Annotated in this window: 14 protein-coding genes; 5 read left to right on the top strand and 9 right to left on the bottom strand. The window is 64.9% G+C overall.

The annotated features are described in order from the left end of the window. Nucleotides 1–364: 364 nt before the first annotated feature. The 4 genes from GR167_RS19905 (at nucleotide 365) to GR167_RS19890 (ending at nucleotide 4,407) form a co-directional block, all read left to right on the top strand. Nucleotides 365–1,282: a polysaccharide deacetylase family protein gene (locus GR167_RS19905; protein ID WP_160975497.1), complete on the top strand. Its 918-nt coding sequence runs from the start codon at nucleotides 365–367 to the stop codon at nucleotides 1,280–1,282. Then, on the top strand, nucleotides 1,279–1,938 hold the full coding sequence (locus GR167_RS19900; RefSeq protein WP_160975496.1) for a cysteine hydrolase family protein: 660 nt from the start codon (nucleotides 1,279–1,281) through the stop codon (nucleotides 1,936–1,938). Before GR167_RS19905 ends, GR167_RS19900 begins: the two co-directional genes overlap by 4 nt. Beyond that, complete coding sequence (locus GR167_RS19895; protein ID WP_160975495.1) at nucleotides 1,935–3,347, top strand: MmgE/PrpD family protein; 1,413 nt, start codon at nucleotides 1,935–1,937, stop codon at nucleotides 3,345–3,347. Before GR167_RS19900 ends, GR167_RS19895 begins: the two co-directional genes overlap by 4 nt. Before the next feature lie 121 nt (nucleotides 3,348–3,468). After that, complete coding sequence (locus GR167_RS19890; protein ID WP_160975494.1) at nucleotides 3,469–4,407, top strand: LysR family transcriptional regulator; 939 nt, start codon at nucleotides 3,469–3,471, stop codon at nucleotides 4,405–4,407. 7 nt (nucleotides 4,408–4,414) lie between these two features. Here the strand turns inward: GR167_RS19890 and GR167_RS19885 are convergent, their stop codons facing one another. From GR167_RS19885 to GR167_RS19845, 9 genes are all read right to left on the bottom strand, one after another. Beyond that, complete coding sequence (locus GR167_RS19885) at nucleotides 4,415–5,779, bottom strand: MmgE/PrpD family protein (protein ID WP_160975493.1); 1,365 nt, start codon at nucleotides 5,777–5,779, stop codon at nucleotides 4,415–4,417. Between the two features lie 34 nt (nucleotides 5,780–5,813). Further along, complete coding sequence (locus GR167_RS19880; protein WP_160975492.1) at nucleotides 5,814–7,100, bottom strand: TRAP transporter large permease; 1,287 nt, start codon at nucleotides 7,098–7,100, stop codon at nucleotides 5,814–5,816. A gap of 5 nt (nucleotides 7,101–7,105) precedes the next feature. After that, nucleotides 7,106–7,747 carry a TRAP transporter small permease subunit gene (locus GR167_RS19875; RefSeq protein WP_160975491.1) on the bottom strand — a complete coding sequence of 214 codons (642 nt, stop codon included), beginning with the start codon at nucleotides 7,745–7,747 and terminating at the stop codon, nucleotides 7,106–7,108. 1 nt (nucleotide 7,748) lies between these two features. Next, a complete protein-coding gene (locus GR167_RS19870) occupies nucleotides 7,749–8,810 on the bottom strand; it encodes a TRAP transporter substrate-binding protein (protein WP_212770056.1) in 1,062 nt (353 codons plus the stop codon). A gap of 426 nt (nucleotides 8,811–9,236) precedes the next feature. Beyond that, nucleotides 9,237–10,658 carry an FAD-dependent oxidoreductase gene (locus tag GR167_RS19865; protein WP_160975490.1) on the bottom strand — a complete coding sequence of 474 codons (1,422 nt, stop codon included), beginning with the start codon at nucleotides 10,656–10,658 and terminating at the stop codon, nucleotides 9,237–9,239. Next, nucleotides 10,655–10,936 carry a (2Fe-2S)-binding protein gene (locus GR167_RS19860; RefSeq protein WP_160975489.1) on the bottom strand — a complete coding sequence of 94 codons (282 nt, stop codon included), beginning with the start codon at nucleotides 10,934–10,936 and terminating at the stop codon, nucleotides 10,655–10,657. Before GR167_RS19860 ends, GR167_RS19865 begins: the two co-directional genes overlap by 4 nt. Next, a complete protein-coding gene (locus GR167_RS19855; RefSeq protein WP_160975488.1) occupies nucleotides 10,933–12,129 on the bottom strand; it encodes an NAD(P)/FAD-dependent oxidoreductase in 1,197 nt (398 codons plus the stop codon). Before GR167_RS19855 ends, GR167_RS19860 begins: the two co-directional genes overlap by 4 nt. Then, nucleotides 12,126–13,049 (bottom strand): dihydrodipicolinate synthase family protein, encoded by a 924-nt coding sequence (locus GR167_RS19850; RefSeq protein WP_160975487.1) that lies wholly within the window; start codon nucleotides 13,047–13,049, stop codon nucleotides 12,126–12,128. The genes GR167_RS19855 and GR167_RS19850 overlap by 4 nt, the downstream gene beginning before the upstream one ends. A 113-nt stretch (nucleotides 13,050–13,162) precedes the next feature. Further along, the gene (locus tag GR167_RS19845) at nucleotides 13,163–14,077 is read right to left on the bottom strand and encodes a LysR family transcriptional regulator (protein WP_160975486.1); all 915 of its coding nucleotides are present in this window, start codon (nucleotides 14,075–14,077) and stop codon (nucleotides 13,163–13,165) included. 168 nt (nucleotides 14,078–14,245) lie between these two features. Here GR167_RS19845 and GR167_RS19840 point away from each other — a divergent pair, with 168 nt between their 5' ends. Beyond that, on the top strand, nucleotides 14,246–14,728 hold the full coding sequence (locus tag GR167_RS19840; protein WP_160975485.1) for a TRAP transporter small permease: 483 nt from the start codon (nucleotides 14,246–14,248) through the stop codon (nucleotides 14,726–14,728). Nucleotide 14,729: the final 1 nt, after the last annotated feature.

The raw sequence follows: 14,729 nt of genomic DNA, 5'->3' as shown, positions 1-14,729 counted from the left end.
TCCAGCCCGGAACCCAGATCGACGCAAAAGACCTGCTGATCGAGTTCGAATGAAACAAAGGGGGCCTGCCCGCGCCGGCAGGCCCCGAGAGACCGCCAATCGGCACGACGGATGACAATCCGGACACGCAACGCCCCGGCCGGATCATGGCCGGGGCGTTGCTTTTGCCGAAAGCGCTTCAGGCGGCCCTCCCAAGGCAGCCATCGCGTTTCGTTATAACCGCTTGCACCCAATGGGATTGGTAACCGTTCCGCCCGGCTGACATGCTGATGGAGGCATCCGCGCAAGGGTGCCGCATGATCCGCTTTCAACACGGGTCACCGGAAATCTCCGACGCAATCGTCGAATTAATTCAGGATGGAACATGGACGACGTCTTGTCACCGCCTGGGGCGCTTCGAGGCGCGCTTCAGGCCAATCCCCGCATTCCCTACCGGCTGGCGCACCAGCAGCCCCCCTTGCGGGGTCCCGAAGGAAAACGCCTGATCGTCAACCTGGTGGTGAATATCGAATACTGGCCCTTCGACCAGGAAATGCCCCGCAAGGTGCTGACCGCGCCGCACGGGCGCGAACAGGTGCCGGATGTGCCCAATTTCTGCTGGGCGGATTACGGCATGCGGGCCGGGATGGCGCGGCTGCTGTCGCTGCTCACCGCGCGGCGGCTGCCGGTTTCGGCCAGCATCAACGCCACCGTCATCGACGCCTATCCCGACTGCGCCGAACAGATCCGCGACGCGGGTTGGGAATTCATCGGCCACGGCATGCACCAAACCAGCCTGCAGGGCGGCGCCAGCGAAGCGGAGGTCATCCGCGACACGTTGCACAAGCTGCAGCAGTTCACCGGCACACCCGTGCGCGGATGGCTGAGCCCGGGATTGCGCGAAACGGCGGACACCCCGGATATTCTGGCCGCGCAAGGCGTGGAATACCTGTGCGACTGGAGCGTCGACGACGTGCCGCACCGGTTGCAGGCCGCCCCAACCCCGCTGATCGCCATGCCCTACACGCTGGAGATCAACGACTCGGTCGTCTACGCGGTGGAAAAACACAGCTCGCCCGAAATGCTGCAGCGCCTGCAGGCGACGCTGGCCTGTTTCGACAGCCCCGAGGAACCCGAAGGCGCGCGAGTGCTGGGGATCGGGCTGCATCCGCACCTGATCGGCGTGCCGCACCGGTTCCCCTACCTGGTGCAGATGATCGACCTGCTGCAGGGGCGCGACGACGTCATCTTCATGACCGGATCCCAGATCGCCGACTGGTACATGCAGGAGACCGCCCGATGAGAAGCGATGAACCGGATATCCTGGACGATTTCGCCACGCGGTTCGCACCGGGCCATACCGCGCTGCTGATCATCGACATGCAGAAGGATTTCTGCCTCGACGGCTATGCCACCAGCCGGGCCGGGCGGCCCTTGGATGCCGCGCGCGCCATCATACCCAGCGTGCAGACCCTTCTGGCAGCGGCGCGCGAGGCCGGCGTTCTGGTGTGTCATGTCGGGTTCTGGACGCTTGAGCGGCACCGCAGCGACACCGCGCCCTGGCTGGCGCAGCGCCGGCGCGCCACCTATGCCTCGGACCGGATCGCGATGGAGGGCAGCGAAGGCGCGGACTTCATCCCGCAACTGGCCCCGCAAGAGGGCGAGCCGGTGATCCGCAAGCACCGCTACAGCGCCTTCAAGGGCACCAACCTGGATACCGTGCTGCGCGCCCGGGGGATCCGGTCGGTGGTGCCGACCGGAGTGTCGACCAATGTCTGTGTCGAAAGCACGCTGCGCGACGCCTTCGAGACCGGCCATTACACCGCTTTGCCCCGCGACACCTGCGCGTCGTGGGACCAGGGGCTGCACGAGGCAACCTTGAAAACCGCCAACGCCCGCTTTGGACTGGTCTGCGACAGCGCCGACCTGATCCGAGCCTGGAAAGGAGAACCCCAATGAAAGACGCGATGACCAAACACGATTCCCTGACCGCCGAAGCGGCCAGTTTTGCCTCGGGCCTGGCCTATGAGGATATTCCCGCGGACACGCTGCATATCGCCAAGCGCTGCATCATCGACGGGCTCGGCGTCATGCTGGCCGGGACCGAGCAGGAAGCCCTGCATGTGGCGGACCGCTATCTGCGCGACGCCGGCGCGCGGCCGGTCGCCCGGCCGGTCGGCAATCCTAACCTGCGGCTTTCGGCGCAGCAGGCGGCGTTCTGGAACGGGCTGGCCGGTCATGCGATGGATTGGGACGACACCCAGGTCGCCGAGGGGCCGAACCGGCCCTACGGGTTGCTGACCCATCCGACCGTGCCGCCGCTGGCCGCAGCGCTGGCGCTGGCCGACACCGATCACACGGTAAGCGGCAAGGACCTGATCACCAGCTTCGTGGCCGGGGTCGAGGTGGAATGCAAGATCGCCGAGGCGATCAATCCCGACCACTATAACCTGGGCTTTCACACCAGCGGCACGATCGGCACCTTCGGGTCGGCGGCGGCCGCGTCGCGGATGATCGGGCTGAACGCGGATCGCACCGCGCAGGCACTGGGCGGGGCGGCGTCGATGGCGGCGGGGATCCGCGCCAATTTCGGCAGCATGGGCAAACCGATGCATGTGGGGCGGTCGTCGGAAAACGGCGTCACCAGCGCGCTGCTGGCGCAAGAAGGCTTCACCTTCAACGACGAAGCGCTGGACGGCAAATGGGGCTACCTGTCGGTGGCCGGTCGCGGCGGCGAGCCGGATCTTGTCATGGGCCGGTTCGGCGCGCCGTTTTCGCTGAGCGAACCGGGCGTCAGCATCAAACCCTATCCCTGCGGGGTTCTGACCCATCCCTCGATGGACGCCATGAAGGCGCTGATGGAAGAACACGCGCTGACGCCCGACGATATCGAAAGCGTCACGCTGTTCGCGTCCAACAACATCCTGCATCCGATCCGTTTCCGCGTTGCCCAGACCGAGTTGGAAGGCAAGTTCTGCATGGCCTTCCTGCTGTCGGCGATCATCCTGACCGGCCGGGCGGGCAAGGCGGAATTCACCGATGCCTTCGTGCAAAGCCCTGAATGCCAGGCCATGCAGCTGCGCGTCGAGACGCAGTTCGATCCCGACATCGCCGCGATGGGGCATGAAAAGATCCTGTCGCGGATCGAGGTCGTGACGAAAGCGGGCGAGACCATCCACCGGTTCTCGGACGACCGCTATCGCGGCGGGCCGGACAACCCGCTGTCCGACGCGGAACTGGAAGGCAAGTTCATGGATTGCGTGTCCGGAATCCTGTCCGACGCGCAGACCCGCGAGGTGCTGGATACGATCTGGTCGATCGAAACCCAGCCCAGTGCGCGCGTCCTCCTGGATCTGGTGAACGGCTGATCCCCCCGTCCGGCGGTTTCGTTTTGCACCGCGATTTTTCTGGTCTAGACTATGCCTGCCCCGGGCGTCGGTCCGGCCGCCAGATCGCAACGGAACATCACGAACCGCCGGACATTTTTTCATGGAAATGCGCCAATTGCACTATTTCGTCGCGCTTGCGGACGAAGCGAGCGTGTCACGCGCCGCCGTCAAGCTGTCGGTGGCGCAACCGGCGATCAGCCGTCAGTTGCGGCTGCTGGAAGAGGAACTGGGCGTGCCCCTGTTCCATCGCACCGGGCGCGGCATGAAACTGACCAGCGCGGGGCGCGTCTTCGACGGCCGCGTGCGCAAGATCCTGACCGATATCGGCGAACTGGAACACGATGTCCGCGCCCTGAAAGGCGTTGTCGAGGGCAAGGTCACGCTCGGCGTGCCGCCGACCGAAAGCCACATTCTGCTGCCACGGCTGCTGGATACGCTGCGCCGCGAACATCCCGGTGTCGACTTGCGCATCGTCGAGGCGTTCAGCGGCGACGTGAGCGAATTGCTGACCACCGGCCATATCGATGTTGCCCTGTTCTACAAGGCGCCGCGCACCAAGCACTACGTCGCCGATGAGCTGCTGCACGAAAGCCTTTACCTGCTGCAGCAGGGCGGCACACCACCGCCGCAAGACGCGCCGCTGCAGATCACCGACCTGGTGGATTACCCGATGGTTCTGCCCAGCCGCCGCCATGGCCTGCGCGCGCTTCTCGACCAGGTCTGCAGCGAAATGGGCGGATCGTTGACGGTGGAACACGAGGTCGATTCCCTGATGACCATCGTGCGCATGGTGGAAACCGGCAATGTCGCCACGATCCTGCCCTTCAACGCGGTGCAGCGCGAGATCGCCGAGGGCCGCATCATAGCCACCCAGATCGATCCGATGCACCTGCGGCGGACTTTGGTTCTGGCCACCACGACCCACCACCCGGTACGGGCCCCGATGCGGATCGTCGCCCAGCTCTGCGCCGATATCGTGCACGACATGGCGGCCAGCGGTGAATGGCAGGGCATCCTGTCAAAGCGGCAGGCCGGCTAGGCGCGGGTCATTCCCCGGGGCAGGCCAACCCCATCAGCTGCCGCACGTCCGGAAGGTTGTCCAGATCGGCGATGCAATCCTGCAGCGACGTGATCTGCGCATCGTCCAGCGGGTGCAGGGCGGCGCGGCAATTGGCGCGAAACTTGTCCGCCCGCTGCGCGTCCGAAACCGGGTTCGACGGGTGACCAAGCGCCTGGCCGATGGTTTCTTCCGCTTCGCTGCCGTCGGCATAGACGATGGCGACGCGGCTGGGACCGAAGGCACTGGGTTCGGCCATGTCGAAGGTTTCGACCTCGATTCTTCCGGCCAGCGCCAGCGCCTGCGGATCGCACAGGGCCTCCGATGTGAAATGCCCGCCGCCAACATGGCCGTCCAGAAGGCAGCGCGCCACGCAATAGGACAGGCAAAGGCGGGCATAATTCGCGGGCATGTCCGGCCGTGCCGGACGGCCGACCAGGGAATGGGCCACCGGCGATACGGTGACCGTCACGCGGCGCAGATCGGCCTCGCTGCAAGCGCGACGCTGCTGCAGGCGCAGCACCGCCTCGATCGCGCCGTGGGTGGCCCGGCCGGTCGGGAAGGGTTTTTCGACCACCTCCTCGATCCGTCGGCCGCGCGACATCGCCGCCAGGGCCGGGGGCAGGTCCGCGCCGTCCTCGAACAGGTTGAAATATCCGAAACGCCCTTCCAGCGTGTTCTGCGTGGCGTGCAGCCCCGCGCGGGCCAGATCGGCGGATTCGACCGCAGCGCGGGCATTAAACCCGATCTGCAGGGCCAGCAGCATGGTGCCCTCTTCATGCGCCTGCATCGATCCGCAGGATTGTGCGTATTGCGCGCCGAAAGCGTTGATCAGCTGGGCACGATCCAGCCCCGCGATCTTGCCCGCCGCCGCCGCCGCGCCGAAACCGCCCAGAACGGCGGGGCGGAAGAATTTCATCGGCGCGGTCCCGGCCAGCCCCAGCGTCGCGGCCACATCGACGCCCGCCACCACCGCTTCGATCAGGGCCTGCCCGCTGACGCCGCCGCGCACCTCGGCCACGGCCAGGGCGGCCGGCAGAACCGCCGTCAGCGCATGAACGACCGCGTCCTCGTGCAGACAGTCGAATTCCGAGTTGTGGATGCAATAGGCGTTGTAGAGCGCGGCCAGACCCGCGGGGTAGCGCCCGCTACGGCCAAAGACATGCGCAACACCACCCTGCCCCCAGCCGTCGTTCGATGAGAAAAGATCGCGGGCCCATTGGCCGGTGCTGCCGGCAAGCCCGACCCCGACCGAATCCAGGATCAGCCGCCGCGCCGCCCCCCGCGTCTGGCCGGACAAACCATCGTAGCGGGTTGCGATGACGTGATCGGCGATGGTGGCGATTGCATCCATGGAGAAGTCCTTCCTGTGCGGCGCGGCGTCCGGGTTATTTCATCATGGCCGGCAGCCACAATGCGATTTGCGGGAAAGCGATCACCAGCCCGATCATCACCAGCAGCATGCCCACGAACGGCAGGGTGCCGGACATCACGTCGTTCATCGGCCCGCCATTGGGCCGGGTGCTTTGCACCACGAACAGGTTCAGCCCGATCGGCGGCGTCACCAACGCGGTTTCCAGCAGAAGCATCAGGATGATGCCGAACCAGACCGGATCGAAGCCCAGCGACACCACGATCGGCGTGACGACGGGCACGGTGGCGATCATCATCGACAGCGTTTCCATGAAACAGCCGAGCACGATGTAGAAGGCGGCGATGACCAGGATTGTCTGGTAGGGGCCAAGGCCCAGGGTGCTGACGAAATGTTCCATCGCCGCGGCCAGGCCGATCGCCGAGAACACCAGGTTCAGGAAATAGGCGGCGATGATGATCAGGATGATCATCGCGGTGGTGCGCATGGTGCCCTCGAAGGCGGTCAGCAGCACCGGCAGCGAAAGCGCGCCGAAGGCCGCCGCCAGGATCAGGGCGGCGATCACACCCAGCGCCGCCGCCTCGGTCGGGGTGGCGAACCCGGCATAGATCGATCCGACGACCACGGCGAAAATCGCCGCCGGAGGCAGGAGATGCGGTAGGCTTTTCAGCCGCGCGCCCCAGCTGGTGACGATGGGTTTCCCGCCCCATTTGGGATTGAGCATGCAGGCCGCCGCGATCAGAGCCATGAACAGGCCGGCCAGTAACAGCCCCGGCAGGATACCCGCCAGATAAAGGTTCGGCAGCGAGGTGTTGGTCATCACCGCGTAGATGATCATGTTGATCGACGGCGGGATCAGGATGCCAAGCGTCCCGCCGGCCGCCAGCGTGCCGAGAAACAGCCGTTCGCTGTAGCCGTAGACCGGGACTTCGGGCAGCGCGACGGTGCCGACCGTGGCGGCGGTGGCCACCGAGGACCCCGAGGTGGCGGCGAACATGGCGGAGGTACCGATATTGGAATGCATCAAGCCCCCGGGCAGCCAGCCAAGCCATTGCGACAGTGCCATATACATCCGCGACGACACCCCGGTGCGCAGCAGGATTTCGCCCAGCAGAACGAACATCGGAATGGCGACCAGAAGATTGTTGGTGCTGGTTGACCAGGCGATATCGCCTAGCGTGCGCACCAGCGGCATCGGTGAATAAAGCTCGGCCAGGATCAGGCCAAGGACACCCATGACCGCGGCCACCGGCAGGCTGAGCAGGATCAGGACGATCAATGTGGTAAGAGCAGTGGCGAGCATGGCCGTTATCCTTGTCTCGCGTGGTTTAGGTCGGTCAGCACGGCGTGTTCCTCGACCTCGTCATCCACGGGTTTGATACCTGCGATCCGGGTGATGCCCGCGGCGTCGCCGCGCCAGAGATACCCGATCGACCGAAGGCACAGCAGCAGCAGCGTGAGGACGAAAAACCCCAGCCCGGCCACCCAGAGCGATTGCGGCAGCCAGAGCGGCACTTGCAGGGCGGAATTGGATCGCGACCCGAAATCGATGCTGTTTTTCAGAAGCTGCCCCGCCCAATAGGTGATCAGCAGCAGGAAACCGGTCATCGCCGCGAGGCTGAGAAGGTCAAGCAGCGCGCGCAGCTGCCGGTTGGCGATATTGTACAGCACGTCGATGCGGATATGGGCGTGTTCCAGCAAGGCGAAAGACATCGTCCAGGATACCGTTACCGCCAGGACATATCCGGTGATTTCGTTCATGCCGCCAAGGGTCACCCCGAAGAATTTCCGCAGCAGCACCTCGACCATGACCAGAAAGCAGATGACGATCAGCGCAAGACCGGAAATCCAGGTGGCGACGCGGCTCAGACCGCGCGCGCCGTTCAGCGCCCGGTCCAGAGGCGTTGCCGCCTCTGGACTCTGTTGGTGTTTCGTCTTGTGACGCGACATCTCAGTTCACTTCCACGGTCATTCCGACAATCGGGCCGATCGTCCGGTTGAACTCGTCGACGCAATCCTTGCCGCAGCGCTCGGCCCATTTCGGCAGGATGACGTCCCGGGTGATCTTGTCCAGCAGCTTGTAATCTTCGTCGGTGACGGAAACGAGGGTCATGTGGGCCTTGGTCCCGACCTCGCAGGGTTCGGCGCCCACGTTGCAATTGATGCCGTCCTGGGTTTCCTTGCCCGCGCCTTCCCAGATGTCTTTTTCCAGCACGTTCAGTTCCTGCTGCAGGAAGGATTGGGTTTCGGGATTGAGCCGGTTCCAGAAGGCGAGGTTCGCGGTGGTCACCATCGTGCTCCAGCCGACGGGAAGCGCATAGAGATGGGTGGACACCTCGAACCACTTGGCCGAATTGCCCGACAGGGTGCCGGTGATGGCGCAGTCCACCACGCCGGTTTGCAGGGCGGGGATCACATCGGCAAAGGCCATCGTCACCCCGGTTCCGCCCAGGGCCGATACGAATTCGGACAGGGTGCGGTTGCCGGTGCGCACCTTCTTGCCGGACAGATCGCCGAGGTCCTTGATCTCGGTATTGCAGTAGAGAACCTGCGCCGGATAGGGCCAGGTGGCCAGAACCTTCACGCCGTATTTGTCGGTGAAATAGGAATCCAGCACCGGCTCATAGGCTTCCGCGATCGCATGGGCGGTGTCCACGGTCGGGGCCAGCCCGGCCAGATCGGCGGCTTCGTTGCGGGCATCGTCCGATGCGGTATAGCCAAGGACGGTGGTGCTGATATCCACCACGCCCTGGCCGGTCAGGCGCAGGATTTCGCCCCCTTTCAGGCCCATCTGGTCGAAGCCGCGCACATTGGCGGTGATCCGGCCGCCCGAAGCTTCGGGCAGGTGCCGGTCCCAGAAAGCCTGTTCGTAGTTTTCGTAGGACGACAGGAAGGAGACCGAACCCAGGACGTTCATTTCGACGCTCTGAATTTCGGCGTGGCTTGCGGTTGCGGCGACCGTTGCGATCGCCAGAGCGGCGCCGATTCCGGTCAGCGTGGATTGAGGTTTCATGTCGGTATTCTCCCTGGTGACGGTATGGCGGCGTTTTTTATCCTGGCAATTCGGGCCGGACCGCCGATCGTTGTTGAGCTACGCCTGTGATGGCGACTTTCGGAACTTATCGCGGTTTCGCCGAGTTGCGAAAATCAACCAGATATGCCGATTTGTTATAGCTGTGACGCACTTCACATCGGCGGCCGAGAGGAGCGGTGTGCTCCCCCGTTGGAACCAGACGCAAACAGCCGCCCTGCGGCGGCTTTTAACATATTGTTATGTTTTGGAATTTATTGGTTTCGGGGGTAGAATTTGGACACTGTTTGCCCCCTGCGGCTTTCCGGTCGAATTGGAAGGAAAGCCGAACAGCACCCATCGATTTTCGCTGAGGCACGACAACAGGGCGCGATCTGCACAGTATTCCGAAGAACTTCGTTCGTCGCTCTACTCATTGCCGTCGCGCGACAGGCTGCGCAGATCGCGCAGGGGAACCGGCCGGGCGGGCATCCGCGCCGCGAAGGGTTTCGCGTCGGCGGTCGAACCACCCCGGGCTGCGGCGATTTCTTCCTGCACGGCACGATGGCAGAAACGGCCCTGGCACGGCCCCATGCCGGTGCGCGCCAACAGTTTCGCGGCATCCGCCGAATGGATCGTCGGGTTGTCCCGCAGCAAGGCGCGGAAGGCGCCGGTCTTGACGCTTTCGCAGCGGCAGATCGCGGTGTCGTCATCGCGCAGCCCCTGCAGCAGCGCGGCGCCCGGATCGGCCAGCCGTTGCAGCAGCGTGGCGAAATCGCGGCGATGGCGGCGCTGCGTCTGCGCCCGCGCGATTTCGGTCTCGGAAACCGATTTTCCCAGGCTTTCGGCGATGGTCAGCCCGGCCAGCACGCCCTCGGCCACGGCGCAGGGTTCGCCGCCGATCCCGGCGGTTTCTCCGGCGACGTAAAGCCCGGGTTGGGAGGTCTGCATCCGCGCATCATGCGGGATGATCCAGCCGCCGCCGGTTTCCGACCACACCGGGTCGACGCCGATCTGACGCGGCAGTTCGGCCGAGCTGGTGAAGCCATAGCAGAAGCCGAACGCGTCGCAGGCGATGGTTTCACCCGTCGCATCGAGACGGTCGCTGGGCGCGATCCGCACCTGTTGCAGCGTGTCATCGCCCTCGGCGCGGACCACCACCTTGCCGAAATGCACCGGCACCCCGGCGCGGTGCAGTTTCAGATAGGCGCGCGCGCCTTGGGCAAAGACCGGCAGCGATCGCGATGCCACCAGTGGCGCGCCGAGCATTTCCTTGATCCGGCCGAAGCTCTGGCTGAACACCACCCCCACCGGGGTGACGCCGAAATCCAGCAGCTGCGCCGCGATGACCAGCATCAGCGGATGCGATCCACCCAGCAGGATCGACGCGCCGGGGGCCACCCCCTGCCCTTTCAGCATCGCCTGGATGCCGCCCGCGCCCATCACGCCGGACAAGGTCCAGCCGGGGAACGGCACCGCCATGTCGTGACAGCCCGCCGCGATCAGCACGCGCCGCGCCTTGAGTGCCGCCGCGCCATCGGGGCCGGAATGGAACAGCTCGAACCCGTCCTCGCCCCCGGGGGTCAGGCCCCAAACCATGCGGTTGCCCTGCCAGTCGATCAGCGGTTCGGCGCACAGCGCCGCGCCCGCGCGCCCGGCGGCAGCGTGTTTGGCGCCGAACCGGTCCTTGGGGTAAATTCCGTCGGCGAAGGGCTGGCGGAAAATCTGCCCGCCCGGCCGCGCCTGTTCGTCCAGTACCGTCACCCGCAGCCCGTGCCGGATCGCCGCCCGCGCGGCGGCCTGCCCGCCGGGGCCACCGCCGACGATGACCAGATCGGTGATATCGGTCATACCAGGCCCTCCGGCAATGTGTTGGGCGCGGCGGCGATCTTCATCCCGTCCTCGACCGGGGTCACGCAGGCGCGCAGCACGATGGGGCTTTCGCCCGCCCGCGTCACCTCGACCGAGCATTCAAAACACACCCCCATGCCGCAAACCGGGCCGCGCGGGCCGGTGGGCGACATCCGGAACCGGCGGATGCCGTGGCGCAGCAGTGCCGCGGCGACGCTTTCGCCCGCGCGGGCGCACAGGCTGCGACCTTCGAAACTGATCGTGATTTCGCCTCTCATTTCGGCCCCATGAACATGTTGACGTGGTTGAACCGCGCCGGGGAAAACAGATCGATATCGAGCTCGGTCTTGCGGGTCAGCATATGTTCGGCCATCAGCGCGCCATAGGTCAGCCCCAGGGTGAAGCCCGAGCCACCGGTGGCGACGTAATAGCCCGGCGCCTGCGGCACCTCGCCCAGGATCGGCAGGCTGTCGGAGGTCACCCCCACGGTGCCGGTCCAGCTGCGCATCAGGTGCATCTGTTCGAGTTCCGGCACCAGGTCGAGCGCGATGGTTACGTTGCCCTGGATCGAGTCCAGGTCCGAGGCCGGTCGGCGCGACAGGTCGAACTGATCGCCCTTGCGGTGCATCCGCGCCGACCAGCCGCCGCCGATCAGCACATTGCCTTCGCGCAGTTGTTTCATCGAAATCCGCTTGCCGACATGCTGAATCAGATGACCGATCAGCGGCCGCGCGGGCGTGGTCGCGTTCATCGTCAGGGCCACCGGCAGCACCGGGATATGCAGCCCCGCCAGCGTGGCGATCCGCCCGGCCCAGGCGCCGCCGGCATTGAGCACCATATCGGCCTCGATCCGGTCGCCTTCGCCATCCGGCCCGGTGACATCGACCTCCCAGCGCCCGTCCCTGCGGCGCATCGCGGTCACGCCGGTGCCGCTGCGGATTTCCACCCCCTGCGCCAGCGCGCTGCGCGCCAGGGCCGAGGTGATCAGCCGCGGATTGCCGTGTCCTTCGACCGGGCAGAAGGAGGCGGCAAGCACCGTATCGGTCAGATAGGGCGCCATCTCCCGCACTTCGGCCTGGTCCAGCATCCGCGTCGGCAGGCCCCATTTTTCCTCGTGCGCGCGCTTGCGTTCGAGCTTGGCGACCTGTTCGGGCGTTTCGGCCAGCATCAGCCCGCCATGCATCACCACGTCAAGATCGTCTTCGCCCAGCTCACTGGTAATCCCGCCCCAGCGGTCAATGGCGTCGAGGGAGAGCGGCAGCATCGAGGCCGCCAGGGCGGTCATCGCCTCGCCATGTTCGACGAGCCGGTGTTCCATCTGGAAATGCAGGCTGCCGGCGTTCTGGCCGGAAGCGCCGCGGTTCAGGTCGCCCTTTTCGATCAGGCAGACCCGGGCGCCACCACGCGCAAGGAAATGGGCCGAGGCGACCCCGACCAATCCCCCGCCTATGATGACGACATCGAGGTTCACACCAGTTTCCTGCCCAGACGGGTCAGCGTGTCACGCACGATGTCGGTCTGTTCCTCGTTCAGCGGCAGCAGCGGCGCGCGGACATGGCCGCCGGGCAGCCCCTGCAGGTTCAGGGCGGTCTTGAAGATCGCCTGCGCGGCGCCGAATTTGCCGCCGTAATCCGCCGCGAACCATTCGCGCATCAGGATCATGTCCTTGTCTCCGAGTTCGCGGGCCTTTTCCATGTCCCCGGCCCAGATCGCGTTGAAGAAATCCGGCTGGTCCGAGCCCAGCACGGCCCCCGCGCCCATCAGCCCGTCGCCGCCTTCGTTCTTCACCATCGAGGTGCCGATCGGGTCCATGCCGAAGCCGAAGATACGCAAACGGTCGCGCATTGCGAAGAAGGTTTTCAGGAAATTGCGCAGCGACGGGGTGGAGTTCTTCAGCGCCACCACCTTTTCGAGGTCCGCGAGCCGTTCGATCAGCGGCAGCGACAGGTCGACATTGGTGCCGCGCGTCCAGTTATAGATGCAGATCGGCAGCGGGCTGTTGTCGCTGATTTCCTTGTAGAAGGCGAAGGTTTCGTCCTCGGTCGGCACCACATAGGGCGGCGGGCAGACCAGGATGCCGTCGAAGCCTGCTTCCGCCGCGACCTCGGCATAGCTCAGCGAATCCTGCGCGGTATAGGCGTTGCAGCCGCACAGCAGCGTCATCTTGCCCTTGAGCTGCGCACCGGTCAGGCGGATCTGCGCCTCGCGCTCGGCCCGGGTCATGGAAAACCATTCGCCGGTGGTCCCCGCCACGACAAGCCCGTGCAGCCGTTCGCCATGCAGCCATTCCAGCAATGCCGCCTGGGCTTCCTGGTCATAGGCACCGGAGGCATCAAACGGGGTGGTAATCGCGGGAATATACCCTTTCCAGTCGACGTCGTGGCGATCCATACTGTCCTCTAACGTTATTGGCTCCGGGGATCGGAGCGGTCCGGGACAGTATCGGGACAGCGCTGACTGCGCTCAATGAAGCCCATTCAAGAACTTCGTTGCGTTTGACGCAATCAGCCTTCCATCTGGGCCACCGCGCCCAGCCGTTTGCGCAGGCTGTTCATCAGCAGCTGCGTCGGCTTGGAAAAGCTGCGCCCGGCGCGGGTGATCAGATGGACATAAAGCGATTGCAGCACGGATTCCGACAAGGGCACCGCCACCATCGACCCTGCGCCGATATCGTTGCGGACCGAAAATTGCGGCAGGATGGTCAGCGCCCGGCCCGAGCGCACCCATTCGATCAACAGCGCGATGGAATTGGTTTCCAGCGCGCAGTTCATATGCGCCCCGCTTTCGATCGCGGCAAGGTCGATCAGCTGTCGCATCCGGAACCGGTTGTCGAGCAGCGCCAGCGCCTGGCCGTTCAGCTGCGCCAGCGTCAGCTGTTTATGCCGCGCCAAAGGGTGATCGGCGGGCATGATCACGCAAAGCGGCACCCGCGCGCTGAACCGCGACGCAATGCGCGGTTCGTTGGTCGGGTGGAACGCCATGCCGAAATGCAGATCATCATCGCCGATCATCCGCAGCATTTCGACCGTATCGGTGATCCGCACCGACATGGCGATACCCGGGAAGGCCTCGCCCAGATCGTCGAAGCTGCGAAACAGCGCCTCGCCCAGGAACCCCTCGCCGATGCCGATCCGCACATGGCCGGTGGTATTGCCCGCCAGGTCGCTGAGATCGTCGCGCAGCCGTTCGCGGATCGATTCGATCTCGCGGTAGTATTCGATGACTCGCTCTCCGGCCTCGGTCAGGCGGATGTCGCGGCGGCCATGTTCGATCAGTTCCGTGCCCAGTTCGCTTTCCAGCACCGAAATCTGCCGGCTGACCGAAGACGGCGCCACGTCAAGTTCATCGGCGGCAGCCCGCATTGAGCCGCAACGCCATGAGATGTAAAGGAAACGGGTGCGGTTATCGTTGATCTGCATCGGCTGACTTCCAGAAGAGACCCTGTGTTCGGGCGGAACAATCCTCGCCCAACGTTGCGAAAAACGCAACGCATTTGCGATTTCGTTATCATTGATGCCGACAACCCCGCACTGAATAGTCCTTCAAACGCCAAAACACCGGTGTCCAAAACTACGGGGAAACGCCACATGATACGTTCAGTCGCCGCAAACCTGCGCACAGCTCTCTGGCTGCTGACCTCTGCTTTCATTCTTCTGATCATGTTCGTGTCCTTCGGCGACGTGACCATGCGCACCTTCGCCAAGCCGATCCCCGGCGCCTATGAGGTGACAGAGATCGCGGTGGGCGCCATGGTCTTCGCCGCGCTGCCGATCGTGACGCTGAAGAACGAACATGTATCGGTGACGCTGCTGTCGGCACTGACCGCCCGGATCACCTGGCTGCGCTGGTGCGTGCTGATCGTCAGCCGCGGCATCACCGCGATTGTCTTCGCCTATCTGGGCTACCGGCTCTGGCTGCTGGGCAACGAATTCAACGCCACCGGCGCGGCGGCGATCTTTGCGGATTTCCCGCTCGCCCCGTTTGCGTGGTTCGCAGGCGTGATGTGCTGGCTCAGCGCCGTCGCCGGGCTGATCGCCGCCCCGGAACACCACCAGCAGCAGGATATCTGAT

Origin of the sequence: Thalassovita mangrovi (genome assembly GCF_009857745.1) — a bacterium.
Classification (GTDB): Bacteria; Pseudomonadota; Alphaproteobacteria; order Rhodobacterales; family Rhodobacteraceae; genus Thalassobius; species Thalassobius mangrovi.
This window is presented reverse-complemented; position numbering and strand designations above follow the sequence as displayed.

What these genes read in the sequence shown, in the direction of transcription:
- GR167_RS19895 (WP_160975495.1), top strand. Translation starts at nt 1,935, where the DNA reads ATGAAAGACGCGATGACCAAACACGATTCCCTGACCGCCGAAGCGGCC.
- GR167_RS19840 (WP_160975485.1), top strand. Translation starts at nt 14,246, where the DNA reads ATGATACGTTCAGTCGCCGCAAACCTGCGCACAGCTCTCTGGCTGCTG.
- GR167_RS19885 (WP_160975493.1), bottom strand. Translation starts at nt 5,779, where the DNA reads ATGGATGCAATCGCCACCATCGCCGATCACGTCATCGCAACCCGCTAC.
- GR167_RS19870 (WP_212770056.1), bottom strand. Translation starts at nt 8,810, where the DNA reads ATGAAACCTCAATCCACGCTGACCGGAATCGGCGCCGCTCTGGCGATC.
- GR167_RS19860 (WP_160975489.1), bottom strand. Translation starts at nt 10,936, where the DNA reads ATGAGAGGCGAAATCACGATCAGTTTCGAAGGTCGCAGCCTGTGCGCC.
- GR167_RS19865 (WP_160975490.1), bottom strand. Translation starts at nt 10,658, where the DNA reads ATGACCGATATCACCGATCTGGTCATCGTCGGCGGTGGCCCCGGCGGG.
- GR167_RS19850 (WP_160975487.1), bottom strand. Translation starts at nt 13,049, where the DNA reads ATGGATCGCCACGACGTCGACTGGAAAGGGTATATTCCCGCGATTACC.
- GR167_RS19900 (WP_160975496.1), top strand. Translation starts at nt 1,279, where the DNA reads ATGAGAAGCGATGAACCGGATATCCTGGACGATTTCGCCACGCGGTTC.
- GR167_RS19845 (WP_160975486.1), bottom strand. Translation starts at nt 14,077, where the DNA reads ATGCAGATCAACGATAACCGCACCCGTTTCCTTTACATCTCATGGCGT.
- GR167_RS19905 (WP_160975497.1), top strand. Translation starts at nt 365, where the DNA reads ATGGACGACGTCTTGTCACCGCCTGGGGCGCTTCGAGGCGCGCTTCAG.
- GR167_RS19890 (WP_160975494.1), top strand. Translation starts at nt 3,469, where the DNA reads ATGGAAATGCGCCAATTGCACTATTTCGTCGCGCTTGCGGACGAAGCG.
- GR167_RS19880 (WP_160975492.1), bottom strand. Translation starts at nt 7,100, where the DNA reads ATGCTCGCCACTGCTCTTACCACATTGATCGTCCTGATCCTGCTCAGC.
- GR167_RS19875 (WP_160975491.1), bottom strand. Translation starts at nt 7,747, where the DNA reads ATGTCGCGTCACAAGACGAAACACCAACAGAGTCCAGAGGCGGCAACG.